The following is a 15,185-nucleotide window of genomic DNA, read 5'->3' as shown; positions in this document are numbered from 1 at the left end:
ATGTTTTTGTATTAACCGTGGAAAATAAATCGTGTAATTCCATATAGGGTGTATTTTAACAATAACAATCACAAGCTGTATAATATTAATGTTTTTTTATGTGCTCTTAACCAATTGCCATTAGCTATTCCTGGAAAAGAAGTTTATAAAAAAGTTTTTTATTTCAACATTCGGGTAAAATTATGAATATCGTTATCGTTGAATCTCCAGCAAAAGCAAAAACAATTAATAAATATCTTGGGTCTCAATATAAAGTAGTAGCATCATTTGGACATGTTCGTGATTTACCCGCAAAAGATGGCTCTGTTATACCCGATCAAGATTTTTCTATGAAATGGGATGTAGATTCTGCTGCCGCTAAACGTTTAAATGAAATAGCAAAAGCAGTTAAAGAAGCCGATAGTCTTATCTTAGCGACAGACCCTGATCGTGAAGGGGAAGCTATTTCATGGCATATTCTAGATGTTCTTCGTCAGAAAAAAGTTTTAAAAGATAAACCTGTTAAACGGGTTGTCTTCAATGCCATCACAAAAAAATCTGTGCTTGATGCGATGAATAATCCACGTGATATTGATACATCACTTGTAGATGCTTATCTTGCACGTCGTGCTCTCGATTATCTTGTTGGTTTTACACTTTCACCTGTTTTATGGCGTAAACTCCCCGGAGCACGTTCGGCTGGTCGCGTTCAATCGGTTGCCCTGCGTATTATTTGTGATCGTGAATCAGAAATAGAACATTTTATCAAAGAGGATTACTGGTCTATTACAACAGACTTGAAAACCATCCGCAATGACGGTTTTCAAGCAAGATTAACAATGTTTAATCAAAAAAAGATTGGCAAACTTGACATTCAATCTCAAGAACAAGCAGATCAAATTTGCCTTATGTTGGAGAAGGCAAAATATTATACACTAAGTGTTGAAGCAAAGCCTACAAAGAGAAATCCTTTTCCTCCGTTTACAACATCTACTTTACAACAAGCAGCTTCTTCAAAACTGGGTTTTTCAGCTTCTCGTACCATGCAAATTGCTCAAAAGCTCTATGAAGGTGTTGAAATTAATGGTGAAATGGCTGGGCTGATTACTTATATGCGTACTGATGGTGTACAAATAGCACAAGAAGCCATAGATTTAGCACGAAAAGTAATTCATGAATCTTTTGGCAGTGATTATATTCCTGAAAAACCACGTTTTTATTCAACAAAAGCAAAAAATGCACAGGAAGCACATGAAGCCATCCGTCCAACCGATTTTCAACGTACTCCTAATCAAGTACGGAATTTTCTCGACAACGATCAGGCAAAACTCTATGAACTGATATGGAAACGCGCTATTGCAAGCCAGATGCGTTCTGCTGAAATTGAACGTACAACTGTTGAAATTGAAGCACAACAAGGGGAAAATCACGCAAATCTACGCGCAACAGGTTCTGTTATTCGTTTTGATGGCTTTATTTCTGTTTACACAGATCAACGAGATGAAGAAAACAGTGAAGAAAATGAAACAACACATCTGCCGCAAATCAATACTGATGAAGAACTTACAAAAGACAAGGTTGACGCCATACAACATACCACTGCCCCCCCTTCCCGTTATTCTGAAGCTTCCTTAATTAAAAAGCTTGAAGAGTTAGGAATAGGTCGTCCTTCAACTTATGCATCCACATTGGCTACATTGTCTGATCGTGGATATATCATAATTGATAAACGAAAGCTTATTCCCAATGTTAAAGGACGTATTGTTACAGCCTTTCTTGAAAATTTCTTTAATCGCTATGTAGAATACGGTTTCACGGCAGATCTTGAGGAAAAACTAGATCTTATATCGGATGGAAAGCTTTCTTGGAAAGATGTATTGCGAGACTTTTGGGATGAATTTAATGCCTCTATTACCAATATCCAAGAATTGCGTATAACAAATGTTCTCGATGTTTTAAATATAACATTAGCACCTCTTGCTTTTCCTGTACGTGAAGATGGAAGTGATGTCCGTTCCTGTCCTCTATGTACAAACGGCCAGTTATCATTAAAACTCGGTCGTTATGGTGCATTTGTTGGCTGTTCTAATTATCCCGAATGCAAATACACACGCCAACTTGGCACAGATCCAGGAGAAGAGAACAAATCCATACGGAATGATGAACCCGTTATGCTTGGAGTCGACCCTAAAACAGGAAAAGATATCTCTCTTCGCAATGGTCGTTTTGGGCCCTATATTCAACTTGGTGAAAGAAAAGAAGCTAAGCGTGCAGGGTTACCAAAAGAATGGCAAGCAGAAAAGATCACTCTTGATAAAGCTTTGGCTTTAATATCATTACCCCGTGAAATTGGTATTCATCCTGAAACAGGAAAAATAATCACCGCAACAATTGGCCGGTATGGCCCCTACCTTACGCATGATGGGAAATATTCTCCTCTTCTCAATGCAGATGAAGTTTTTGATATTGGCCTAAATCGCGCTGTTACAGTACTTGCCGAAAAACAAGAAAATAAAACAAAGCGAAGTAGAACAACAACTGCAGCGCTGGCAATATTAGGAGCCCACCCAGATGGGGGAACTGTCACCGTCCGCAATGGCCGTTATGGTCCCTATGTTAATTGGGGCAAAATTAACGCAACATTGCCAAAAGATAAAGATCCGATTAATGTGACACTTTCAGAAGCATTAGAACTTATATCGGCTAAAGAATCTGGTAAAAAAATAAACTCAAAAAGAGTTTCTATAAAAACAAAAGAGACATAAATTTTGGCTAAAGGTGAAAAACAAACAAAATATTTCCAACCGCTGAATTTGGAAAGGCTGCCTAATAAGGCAGAAATTCTCTCCTTTATTAATGAGAATCCTGGTCGATCAAGTAAACGTGAAATAGCAAAAGCTTTCAATTTACAAAATGATTCTCGTATCTGGTTACGAGATATATTGCGGGATCTGGAACATCAGAGCTTAGAACAAAAGGAGCGTAAAAAGGCAAGAAATAAAGGACTATTGCCAGCTGTTGCTATTTTAAAAATTACTGCACCTGATGAAGACGGTAGTTTTATTGCGCAACCTCTTGAGTGGGGAAATGGCCCAAAACCAAAGATTAAAATACTCCCTTTTCACCATATAAAAGGAATAAACGTTGATATTGGAGACCATATTCTTGTAAAAATTTTTCGAAATAAAGCACCTCAAAGCTCCCCTTATACGGGAAAAATTGTTCGTAAAATTGATCTATCACCAAAGAGCACATTTGGCGTTGCACGAAAATTAGAAAATGGCCAATGGCGTCTTGATCCTGTCGAGCGTAAAATGAGTGAATTGATTATTGATACATCTTCAGAAATTCATGTAGAAACTGGCGATCTCGTTGAAGTCGAAATTAAAAAAAATACTCGGTATGGGCTGAAGAGTGCACAAATAAAAAATGTTTTAGGACACATTGAGAGTGAAAAAACACTTTCAATGATTGCGCTTCTGTCAAAGGGAATTCCTTATATTTTTCCTGAAGATGTTCTTAAGCAAGTGAAAAATGTAAAACCTGCCAACATAGAAAATCGTGAAGATTGGCGACAATTGCCACTCATTACGATTGATCCACCAGACGCAAAAGATCATGATGATGCAGTTTATGCAACAAAGGACAAAGATCCTGCAAATAGTGGCGGTTGGATTATTGTTGTCGCAATCGCGGATGTTTCTTACTATGTCAAAACAGGAAGTGCTGTAGACAAAGAAGCATTAAAGCGAGGAAATTCCGTTTATTTTCCCGATACCGTTGTGCCAATGCTTCCAGAACGTATTTCTAATAATTTATGTTCTCTACGTGAAGAAAAAGAAAGACCCGCTTTAGCAGTTCGTATGATTTTTGATGCAAACGGGAACAAACGAAAACATAATTTTCACCGCGTTATGGTGTGTATAAGAGCTAACCTCTCTTATCAAGAAGTACAATCAGCAATTGAGGGAAATATAAATGAAAAAATGGCTCCTCTTTTCGAAAACGTCTTACAACCATTGTGGCAAGCTTATGAATGCCTTAAAATCGCACGGAATCGTCGACAACCACTAGAATTAGAAATAGCAGAAAAAAAAATTATTCTTGATCAAAATGGATGCATCAAAAATATTGAGATACAAACGCATCTAGAATCACACCGTTTGATTGAAGAATTCATGATACAAGCTAACATTGCCGCATCTGAAACATTAAAAGAATATCGTCAGCCCTTCATCTATCGAATTCATGATAGGCCCTCTCTCGCAAAACAAGAAATATTACGGAGTTTTCTTCAAAGTTTGGGTTTATCACTCTCTCGGGGTGCAGAACTAACATCAGCACGCCTTAATAAAATTTTAAAAAAAGTTGTGAATACCCAACAACAAGAATTGATCAATCAAGTTATTTTGCGCACACAATCTCAAGCAGAATATAACCCCCAAAATATCGGCCATTTTGGTTTGAACTTACATAAGTATACACATTTTACATCACCAATTCGTCGTTATGCTGATCTGATTATTCATCGAGCACTCATTAAAGCTCTAAAGCTAGGGAATGATCAATTAACAGAGACACAAGAAAAAAATCTTGCAGAAATCGCCACACAAATTTCTCTCTATGAACGCCGAGCAATAGTGGCTGAAAGAGAAACTATTGATAGACTTATCGCACATTATTTAATCAACAAAGTCGGTTGTACTTTTACAGGTCGTATTTCTGGAGTTACAAAAACAGGTCTTTTTATCTCACTTGATACACTCAATATAGATGGTTTTGTGCATATTTCTACACTTGAAAATGATTATTATTATTTCGATGAAGTACAACATACTCTGGTAGGAAAGCGTAGTCATAAAGGCTACCAACTCAATGATATAGTAGAAGTGAAGCTTATAAAAGTACAGCCTTTTGCTGGTGCTTTATGCTTTGAACTTTTAACAGACCCTCGTCCAATAGCTTTTTCATCTGCATATTATCATAAAAACAAATTTATAGCAAAAAAACGAAAGCGTAACTTTTATGAAAGAAATAATATCAGATAAAAATGAAGGAAATATGTAAAAATGAAAATCATCGTGACAATTTTTATTATACTATAAAAATATAATAAAAAAATATTATAGGAGATAATTACATCTTTAGTTCCATTACTTTAAATAAAATATTATTATAAAATAATAAAATAACTATAATTTAAAAACTGAACTGTTCTATATAATTTATTTCATTATATTATTTTTAGTATGCAAGTAACTCTCTTCAGCATAAGGGATCGTATATTTATTTTTAATCAATAGCAACCCTATAAAAATCTGAAATAATTTCGAATATTAAGGGAATTAGAAAATCTGCAATGGAGGAATTTACTTTCTTTTAGCTTTTAAATTAGCTATTCATAAGCTTCATGAGAAAAACAAAATTAAACTATTCTTATAATAAAAACTTTAGAGTTTCAAAAAATTCTTTGCGGAAATTATTGCATTATTAGCTCTTTAAGTTTTCTAGTATCTAGTTTTCAAGAAATATGAATTTGCTTTATTGTAAAATTTATATTGCATTTTACCATGACAATCCTGTTTATCTTATCAAAGTTTTAACTCAACAATTGCGCATCACTTAAAAATGCAGTCTGTTACTTTGTGTTTACACTCTTATAGAAGCGATTATACTTTGCGATAGGTACAATACTGCTGGCAAAAGTGGGAATCAAGAATTTAAAGCTCTTTTCTACTATATATCTTTATTATGTTTGCTATCATAACAATTTTCGTATTTTGAAAATTAATCCTCAAATTTAAAGATAGCTAATATGTGTTATTTATTCTTACGTTTTCTTTCCTATCTCAACGATTGCAGTATTTTTGTAGTGTTGTCAATGGGAGCATTCACTGTTAATAACTCTCTTTAATCCATTGAATATAATAAAAATGAAGTAATCTTATTTTTGTAGCAACATTTTTGTTTGATAATATTTACTCTTAATACATAACAGTAATGAACGATTACACAAAGGATCAGTACTATTTCTGTATGAGATGTGTATTTTAACTTTACAAGAATCCAGAAAAAAGAAATTTAAAACTTTTAATACTATGATATTTAAACAGCAATGGATTCTGATTTTTCCTCTTTTTCTCCTCACTCACATTTTTATTTACCTTTGTAGAATCGAGCTTACAGCGTGAGCAATATGCCTTAACGAGGAAGAATTTTTTCTTACCATTTCTGCTTTTATTTTTTTACTATTAGATCAATATGTTTATTAGGACAAATACTATTCAAAGCATGAAATATCTCGAAACCAATTTTTTTAACTACAATGGCTTGTTTTTTTAGTTTATATATCATTTTGATGCTTATTCAACACATGAAAAAATTAATCAGCTCTTGACTTTTTTGACGAGATCCGTAGTGTTATCGGAGATCTGTTTGCATCAGAAATAGACTTTAATGGAAAATTATATAGTTTTCAGTATAAATAGGACTCTTAATTATGGCCAAAGCAGCAACCATTAAGATCAAGCTTTTATCAACTGCAAATACTGGTTTTTTCTATGTAACGAAGAAAAACAGTCGTACAATGACAGATAAAATGAGCAAGCGTAAATATGATCCAGTTGTAAAAAAGCACGTTGAATTTAAAGAAACAAAAATTAAATAATTGACTTACATTATTTTTCTCGTGACTGTTGCAATCGAAAGCACTGCAGTTTTAAATGCTGCTTATCAAGGGGAAAAATAGAGATTTGAATTGTATTTATTTGTTTTTATTTTAGAGCTTTATATAATTTAAATAAGGTTGGTTTATTTTTTTAATTGCTCTTCTGTATTTTGAGCAGTATCATTGTGGTGTTGTGTTGAATTTGGTTTGCTATGTAATTTAAGAGTGAAGTATGTTTAATATAGTAGAATTTTTTCATTATAATTTGAGTAATATGTTTATTTATCAAAATAATCGAATTTTATTGAAGACGTTATAAGTCAATCCTTTATAAATTAAACGTTTTATAACCATAGTTTTTTGTCTCATGAGAAAAAAAAGTTCTTATTTTGGCCTAAGTGGTTTCAACCTAAAGATTATGAGTTCCAGCATTTTTATTGCTGTTAGTATTTTCATCATTGTGATAGTTTACATTGAGTATACTAAAACATACCCTCAGAAGACCTCTTTAGTTTCCAAAGAATCTATCGAAGGAAATGCGTTAATCATTGATGGCGATTCATTTATGATTTCCTCTGTTATGATCCGACTTGCAGGAATTGACGCTCCTGAGATAAAACAATTTTGTGGTACCGAAAAAGTACCCTATGCATGCGGACTTGAAGCAAAAAAACACTTAGAGCAACTCATAGCAAATCAGCCTGTTATATGTCATTGGTATAAAAAGGATAAATATGGCCGCATTCTTGCGACATGTAAAACAAAGCAAGTCAGTAACATCAACGCAACGATGGTACAGGATGGTTGGGCTGTAAGTTATTATGACTACCCTCAAGAAGAACAAGAAGCCAGAAAGAAAAGAAAAGGAATATGGCAATCAGATTTTCAATACCCGAGAAAATGGCGAAAAGCGCATCCTCGAGTAGAATAAAGAATATATTTCCCCATATAATATTCTTTAATTTCTTATTTACCAATGAAAAAACAACCATATAATCAAATTATCAAACTTGAAAAAAAAATTTATTCCTGTCGTGTTTGTACCAAATATCCCCGTTATCTTCCTCCTCTTCCGCATGAACCAAAACCCGTAGTTTATTTATCCAATACGGCTTTGATTGCAATTGCAGGACAAGCACCAGGGCTACGTGTCCATGAAAATTCTATTCCTTTTAATGATCGTTCTGGCGAAAGATTACGTAATTGGCTCAATGTAACAAGGAATGAATTTTATAATAGATCTCTCTTTGCTATTGTTCCTATGGGATTTTGTTTTCCAGGCTATGATCAAAAAAAATCTGATTTACCACCAAGACGTGAATGTCAAGAAATATGGCATGAAAAGGTATTTCAAGCTATGCCACAAATAAAACTTGTTCTTGCTATTGGAAGTTATGCACAAAAGTGGCATATTACAAAGCTAAAACATAAAACTGTCTCAGCAACCGTTAATGATTGGAAAAACATTCTTTCCATACGTCAACCTCGAGGCTATAATGTGATGCCTTTACCCCATCCATCATGGCGAAATACTTCTTGGTTACAAAAAAATCCATGGTTTAATGATGAGCTTATTATGTCCCTACGCAGTTTAGTGCGTAAATTTTTACAAACTGAATATTGAGAAAAATATGGATCGTCTTGATCGAAAAATTTTACATCTTTTGCAAGAAAATGCGACACTCTCTGTCGCTGATATCGCTAAAAAAGTAGGACTTTCTACCACTTCTTGTTGGCGTAGAATTCAAAAACTTGAAGAAGATGGTGTTATTCAACGTCGTGTTGCTGTCCTTTCTCCAGAAAAAGTAAATGCACACATCACTGTTTTTGTTTCTATTCGTACGAACACACACAGTCATGAATGGTTTAAGCGCTTTTCAAAAATTGTGCAAGAATTTCGTGAAGTGATTGAATTTTATCGAATGAGTGGAAATATTGACTATTTATTGCGTATCGTCGTTCCTAACATTGAAGCTTACGATCTTTTTTACAAAAAATTAATTGCTAAAATCGATATCCGTGATGTTTCATCTTTTTTCGCGATAGAACAAATTAAATACACCACGGAACTACCACTCAATTATATAAAATTGCACGACAAAACAAGTGAAAAAAATTTTTAAAGATTTTTTGATGCTGATAAAATCGCTATCATTCTTAAACGGTCAAATGTTCTTGTTCGCACACTGCCATTTGAGCGTGGGTTAAAACAATAGCCTTGACGATAGCAACTGCCATAGCCGCACCTGTTCCTTCGCCAAGACACACATCTATAGATCTAAGAGCGATTCTTTGTCAATTTTTTCTAAAAACCTGTAATGTGCTGACTTAGAAGAAACGTGCCCAACAAGGGTATGATCAAGAGCTTTTGGATTCATTTCATAAAGTGCTACTCCAATTGCTACAAAACCATCCAAAATAACCGGTATCTTTTCCATTCTAGTAACAAAATGACACCTACGATCGCGGCAATTTCATGTCCTCCTAGACAACGCATTATTTCAAATAAGGTCATTAAAACGATGCTTATGTAAAGAAACAGCGGTTCCCACTGCAGCTATTTTTCGCTAATAAAATTTCTCCTTAATTCCTATGCTGCTCGCTGTCCATTCCTCCACTTCTCCGTCAAACAATGCTAAACATAAAAACTGAAGCTATTTTCGTATTGCCAACTCCCATTTCACCAATACACAAAAGATCTGTTTCACTAGCGATGGCTTCCATTCCAAATGTCATTGTAGTAAAAGCACTGCGCTCATCCATTGCTGCATCTTTGGTAATATTCATTGTTGGATATATTCCATTGCTAGATCAAATATCTTCAATCCAAAATCATAAGCTATACAAATTTGACTAATAGTAACGCCACCAACCGCGAAATTTTGTACCATCTTTTGTGTTATAAATTGCAAAAATGATGTAACATTCTCCTCGATAAAGCTATGATTCCCAAAAACAATAGCCTTTAAAGGCTGTGTTACGATAGATTTCTCTGCACCTCTCTATCCGGTATATCAAACCGCTATTTCTCCTAATTTTTTTAATACTCATTGCTCCTTTGTTAATTTTTTTGCCGTTTTTTTGCTAAAATCATAAAAAATTTATCAGCACTTGATAAATTTGTGAGAAAAGCATGAAAATCATCAAATGGACTAACAGTCATGAAGAAAGATATCTTTTCAAATTTATAATATGTAATTTAAAATCTTGTCATATAAACAGGATATGAATAATTTGTTTTTTTAAAGTCTTTTAAGCATGTTAGATAATTATTAACGATTTTTTTTTGTACTAAATAACTGTTTTTATTGATCTACAGATGAACAATATTTAATGTATAAACTTATTTTTATATGAGGGCTTCAGCCTATTTCTATATTAAGTTAACATTGATCAGCATATATTTATTATAAAAAAGGGTCCTAAGTTTCAATGTTAGGAACAACAATACGCAATAAATAGTCAATATCTCCACTTATTCGATAAAATTCAATCACTTAATGAAATCTTTACGCAATTTTTGAAAAGCACTTAAACTATTCTTGGCTGTGTATATTTGCACGAATCGAAACAAAAAAAGTGAAGGGTAAGCAGCTTTCTCTTTCAGTTGAGACTGGCATTAGAGTTCTCTCCACAACAAAGGGATTGGCTTTCTGAAATTCACAAGTCTGGAAGAAAAACTTTAAAATTTAAGCTTTGATATCTGTTTATCTGATAAAAATGTTGTGTTACATGATAGCAGAAAAAGCTTCTTTCAAAACGTAGACGCTTGAATCTTTTCCTCTTGCATTATTTGATAATATTTGCCTCCATCGACGTGCACCATTCTGACCATGAAATAAACCAATCATATGACGTGTTACATGAGAAAGCTGCCCCCCTGATGCAATATGTTGAGCAGCATATTCACACATGGCCTCAATGAGATCACCATCGCTAAGATCATTTTGCTGTTCACCATATATTTCAGAATCAATATACTTTAATAAAGCTGGATTATGATAGACTTGTCGGCCAACCATAGCAGCATCACATATACTCAAATGCTTTTTTATTTCATCAATTGATTTAATTCCACCATTTATTCCAATAAATTTATTATAATATTTTCGTTTTAATTTATAAACTCTTTCATAATTAAGTGGAGGAATATCGCGATTTTCCTTTGGACTCAATCCTTTTAACCATGCTTTACGTGCATGTACCCAGAGTGCATCACATCCAGAATTCCAAACTTTATTAGCTAAAAGATCTAAAGCTAACTCTTCATCCTGATCGTTCACCCCAACTCGACATTTGACAGTTACAGAGAGTGTAACCACTTGTTTTATTGCTTCCACAGCACTTGCCACAATGCCAGGATATAACATCAAACAAGCACCAAATGCGCCAGATTGAACGCGATTTGATGGACAACCAACATTGAGATTTATCTCATCATAACCAAAATCTTCTGCAATTCGCGCAGCCTCTGCTAATTTTTGTGGATCTGAGCCCCCTAATTGCAATGCAATTGGATGTTCTTTATGATTCAAAGTCAAAAGTTGTTCACGAATACCATGGATTACAGCATCAGCTACAATCATTTCTGTATAAAGAAGTGCCTTTTTAGTTAAAAGGCGGTAAAAAAATCTGCAATGCCGATCTGTCCATCCCAACATTGGTGCTATTGCAAATTTTATTGGTGAGGGAGAACTGTAAAATATCATAGGAGCATCCCTCCTCTCTTTCTTAAGAGTTCCCATTTATAATTAATATCTGATTTTTTTTATCTTGCAGAAAATTTTATTATTTTTTTGCTATCAATTGAAGGTGAAAAAATGCTCTCCCCAATTATCCTTTTTAATTGATCTAAAATCTTCTTAAAAACGACAAAAAACCTCTCTGAATGGTATTTATCTCCACTCTCATCCTATCTTTTTATTATTTAGCTCATTATTCTAAGATATTTTTAATTTGATAAAAATAGACTAAAGCGCCCCACGATTAACATCATAATAATTTATTCTCCTTCAGCGCTTTTTAATTTAATGTGTAAACAAATGCAAAAATAAAGCTCAATAAACTCTCTAAAAGCTACGTGATCATAAATTTTGTTCATTGTCTTTTGTTCTTTGCATATAAGCAGTCAGAGCATCAATCTCTTTTTTGTTAAACAGAAGTCCAAGTTTTGAGCGGCGCCATAACACATCTTCACACGTCTTAGCCCATTCCTTTTCTATGAGCCACTTTACTTCTATTTCATAAAGTCCATGTCCAAAATTCTTTCCCTTATCTGCTTTACCATTTGCAAATATCCTCAACGCCTCGCAACCATAAGACCTTGCAAGTCTGCGATATGTAAAAGCATCTAAACCTGGTACTAAAAGAGCAATTTTATTTTCGATTGTATCTAGCTTGTTATGTGGAAAATCGCCTCCAGGAAGCGTTGAGTTGGCCGTCCACGGTTTTCCCTTTTTGCCAAGCGCTTTTTCAACAAATTTCATCGCATCTTCAGCTAATTTGCGATAAGTTGTAATCTTACCACCATAAAGATTAAGAATCCGTGGTGTACTTTCTGTACCCATTTCTTTTAAAACATAATCACGCGTGATTTCTTGTGCTTTTGAAGTACCATCGTCATAGAGAGGACGGACACCAGAGTAAGTCCAGACAATGCTCTCACGCAATACCGGTTGTAAAAAATATTCACTCGCTGCTGTACAGATATAGTCAATCTCTGTATCGGTAATATGAACATCAGCAGGATCACCCTGATATTCACAATCTGTGGTTCCAAGCAATGTAAACTCTTCCTGATACGGAATGGAAAACAGAATACGCCCATCCCCGTTTTGAAAAATATAAGCACGATCATGAGCATAAAGCTTTGGAACTAGAATATGAGAACCTCTGACAAGCCGTACTGGTGGATTTTCTTTACAGTCTAATACATTTGTCAAAATATGATTAATCCAAGGACCTGTCATATTTGCAACATAAGAAGCCGTAATGCAAAACTCTTTACCGCTTAATTTATTTCGAAGAATCACAACCCATTTTTTTTCTTCACTTTTTAAAGACAGAACTTCCGTTCGCACTTTTATTACAGCTCCCCACTTTTCTGCATCACGAGCATTTGCAATCACTAAACGAGCATCATCTACTCTTGCATCAGAATATTCAAAACCTTTATGATATTCTTGCTTAAGTGTAGAGCAAAAATTCTTTGAAAAGTTAACCGTTTTACTAGGCCACAATTTCTGATTCCAGTTACCGAGATAATCATAAATAAAAAGTCCAAAACGCAATATCCAAGCAGGGCGTAATTTTTTATGATAAGGGAGAAGAAAACGCAAAGGACGTACAATATGCGGAGCCATACGCCAAATGATCTCGCGTTCTTTCAGTGCTTCACGAACAAGCCGGAATTCATAATGTTCAAGATAACGAAGACCACCATGAATGAGCTTTGTCGATGCACTTGATGTGCCGGATGCAAGATCATTCATTTCAGCCAATCCCACTTTAAATCCGCGTCCCGCTGCGTCCCTTGCTAAGCCACATCCGTTTATCCCTCCACCAATAATAAAAAGGTCATAATGCGCTACGGTTTCCATAATTTTTTTTCATCATTCAATTTAGTTTGTTCCACTGTACTCAATAAAACAACAAAAAAAAGTCAATACAAATACTCTCAATCAAATTGTTAACGTACTTCTTTTCACAATCAATATGCAAAAAATATCCTTGATATCATCTAAAGATGAAAACAACATCTGATAAAAAAGAAAAAGCTTCAGCTCTTCAAAAACATAATCATTGCAAAACATGCATTACACAACATCTTCTTACAGAAAAAAATTACTGTCTTTTTTATAACCGATTAAATCTCCACTGTAGTTAAATGCTTTGTTGCACATAGGCAATATTTTTCATATAGTCTGAAAATGTCACAAAAGAAATGTGAAGCCATATAGATGATCTCTCAACCTCAACACCTAAAAACGGAGCTCATTGCAAAATTTTCAATAACAATTATATTGAGTATTTTGCTCTGTTCACCTTCTTTTTCAAACGCAAAATTAAGCGAAAAAACACTAGAAAATCTTAAAATACAACTTCTTGAAGATTCTAACTTTTTATCTAAACTTAGAGAAAAAATTATATCACGTATTGATGATCACGGTATTCAAAAGGTTGTAAGAGATTATTTACTCACTAATCCAGAAATTATGATTGAAATGCAGCTTATTCTTCAGGAAAAGCTAGAAGAGCAAAGTGCACAAAATGCCAAAAAACAGGCTTCCGTTATCAACTCATTGAAAAAGCAGATTTTTCAATCTCCTCATGATGCTGTTTTGGGAAATCCAAATGGTAAAAGAGTGCTGGTTGATTTTTTTGATTACAATTGTGGATATTGTAAAATTTCTTACTCATACATAGAAAACTTAATGAAAGAATATCCAGATCTACGGGTTATTATGAAAGATTTACCAATTTTGGGATCTGATTCTATGGCAGCACATATTGTTGCTTATGCTTTTCGAAAACAATTTCCAGAGAAATATCCTCAGTTTTACAAAGAGCTTTTAGCACATCGGAGTCGTGCAAACGAAATCAGAGCTATAAAAATAGCGGTTTCATTAGGAGCAGATGAAAAAAAACTGCGCAATGCAATAAAAGATCCTAACCTGCAAAACGCCTTTAAAAAAAATATTCAAATTGCTTCTACACTGAATATTACGGGAACACCTTCTTACATCATCGGTGATAAATTACTCATCGGAGCTATGAGTGAAGAAATTCTCAAAGAAGCCATAGAAAATATGCAATGAACGTTCTTTCTTTACTTCGTTATCTTTTAAAATACTCTAAATTAGGTGATTTTATGCTTTCTCTTTTTTAACAACAAGCTTATAAGTGCAATTTCGCATAGCAAACACTGGTTTTAAATTATATAGAATCCTCAAAAAAGGTCATCTGTAGTCTAAGTATTCAGTCATAATAATTAAATAATGACGATCTTCATTGATCAAGGAGTTAGAAATAAAATGGCAACAAAAAAAATGGACGCTGTAAAACAGACCGCAATTGATACGAAAATTATCCGCGACCTTGCTGAAATTTTGAATGATACCAATTTAACCAATATTGAGCTTGAACAGGGCGGACTGCGTATTTGTGTATCACGTCAAAATATCACAGCTGTTCCCGAACAAACAATCTATGCTCCTGTTTCTACTCCTACTGTTTCTGTGGCTTCTCCCCCAATACCAACAATTGGAACTCCTACACCAGAAGACAAATCAAAAAATGCAATCACATCTCCAATGGTTGGTACAGCCTATCTTGCACCTTCACCAGGTGCACAATCTTTTGTAGAGATAGGGCAAAATGTTTCTGAAGGACAAACTCTACTTATTATTGAAGCGATGAAAACAATGAATCAAATTCCCTCACCACGTTCAGGCAAAGTAACCACTATTTTTGTTAAAGATGGCCAACCCGTTGAGTTTGGTGAACCGCTTATTGTTGTTGAATAAGGTGAGAAGTAGCT

The 15,185-nt window shown here is 34.2% G+C and carries 11 protein-coding genes and 1 pseudogene; 8 read left to right on the top strand and 4 right to left on the bottom strand.

Annotated features, from left to right (window positions below; translation table 11 throughout):
• Window positions 1–182: 182 nt before the first annotated feature.
• The 6 genes from topA (at window position 183) to O9A_RS04620 (ending at window position 8,769) form a co-directional block, all read left to right on the top strand.
• Window positions 183–2,744, top strand: a complete 2,562-nt coding sequence (gene topA / locus O9A_RS04645; protein WP_034459248.1) for a type I DNA topoisomerase — start codon at window positions 183–185, stop codon at window positions 2,742–2,744.
• 3 nt (window positions 2,745–2,747) lie between these two features.
• The gene (gene rnr / locus O9A_RS04640; RefSeq protein WP_034459246.1) at window positions 2,748–5,027 is read left to right on the top strand and encodes a ribonuclease R; all 2,280 of its coding nucleotides are present in this window, start codon (window positions 2,748–2,750) and stop codon (window positions 5,025–5,027) included.
• A gap of 1,451 nt (window positions 5,028–6,478) precedes the next feature.
• The gene (gene rpmG / locus O9A_RS04635) at window positions 6,479–6,646 is read left to right on the top strand and encodes a 50S ribosomal protein L33 (protein WP_034459244.1); all 168 of its coding nucleotides are present in this window, start codon (window positions 6,479–6,481) and stop codon (window positions 6,644–6,646) included.
• A 367-nt stretch (window positions 6,647–7,013) separates the two neighbouring features.
• The gene (locus tag O9A_RS04630) at window positions 7,014–7,577 is read left to right on the top strand and encodes a thermonuclease family protein (RefSeq protein WP_034459241.1); all 564 of its coding nucleotides are present in this window, start codon (window positions 7,014–7,016) and stop codon (window positions 7,575–7,577) included.
• A gap of 45 nt (window positions 7,578–7,622) precedes the next feature.
• The gene (locus O9A_RS04625; RefSeq protein ID WP_034459240.1) at window positions 7,623–8,270 is read left to right on the top strand and encodes a uracil-DNA glycosylase family protein; all 648 of its coding nucleotides are present in this window, start codon (window positions 7,623–7,625) and stop codon (window positions 8,268–8,270) included.
• A 7-nt stretch (window positions 8,271–8,277) separates the two neighbouring features.
• A complete protein-coding gene (locus O9A_RS04620; RefSeq protein WP_034459238.1) occupies window positions 8,278–8,769 on the top strand; it encodes an Lrp/AsnC family transcriptional regulator in 492 nt (163 codons plus the stop codon).
• A gap of 34 nt (window positions 8,770–8,803) precedes the next feature.
• Here O9A_RS04620 and O9A_RS04615 read toward each other — a convergent pair.
• The 4 genes and pseudogenes from O9A_RS04615 to glpD all read right to left on the bottom strand — a co-directional run bounded on the left by O9A_RS04615 (window position 8,804) and on the right by glpD (window position 13,245).
• A pseudogene (locus O9A_RS04615) lies at window positions 8,804–9,809 on the bottom strand (nicotinate-nucleotide--dimethylbenzimidazole phosphoribosyltransferase).
• Between the two features lie 259 nt (window positions 9,810–10,068).
• Entirely contained in the window at window positions 10,069–10,143 is a 75-nt protein-coding gene (locus O9A_RS08670) for an Lrp/AsnC ligand binding domain-containing protein (protein ID WP_425348746.1), read from the bottom strand.
• Window positions 10,144–10,374: 231 nt separating this feature from the next.
• Window positions 10,375–11,355, bottom strand: a complete 981-nt coding sequence (gene dusA, locus O9A_RS04610) for a tRNA dihydrouridine(20/20a) synthase DusA (RefSeq protein ID WP_034459236.1) — start codon at window positions 11,353–11,355, stop codon at window positions 10,375–10,377.
• Window positions 11,356–11,730: 375 nt separating this feature from the next.
• Window positions 11,731–13,245, bottom strand: a complete 1,515-nt coding sequence (gene glpD, locus O9A_RS04605) for a glycerol-3-phosphate dehydrogenase (RefSeq protein ID WP_034459234.1) — start codon at window positions 13,243–13,245, stop codon at window positions 11,731–11,733.
• A 360-nt stretch (window positions 13,246–13,605) separates the two neighbouring features.
• Here glpD and O9A_RS04600 point away from each other — a divergent pair, with 360 nt between their 5' ends.
• Together O9A_RS04600 and accB are read left to right on the top strand one after the other, a co-directional pair.
• Complete coding sequence (locus O9A_RS04600; protein WP_034459233.1) at window positions 13,606–14,463, top strand: DsbA family protein; 858 nt, start codon at window positions 13,606–13,608, stop codon at window positions 14,461–14,463.
• A gap of 216 nt (window positions 14,464–14,679) precedes the next feature.
• Complete coding sequence (gene accB, locus O9A_RS04595) at window positions 14,680–15,171, top strand: acetyl-CoA carboxylase biotin carboxyl carrier protein (RefSeq protein WP_034459230.1); 492 nt, start codon at window positions 14,680–14,682, stop codon at window positions 15,169–15,171.
• The last annotated feature ends 14 nt before the right edge of the window (window positions 15,172–15,185 follow it).

The sequence above is a fragment of the Bartonella koehlerae C-29 genome (genome assembly GCF_000706625.1).
GTDB classification, from domain to species: Bacteria; Pseudomonadota; Alphaproteobacteria; order Rhizobiales; family Rhizobiaceae; genus Bartonella; species Bartonella koehlerae.
Note: the sequence above shows the minus strand (reverse complement) of the source record. Positions and strands in the feature narration are given on the sequence as shown.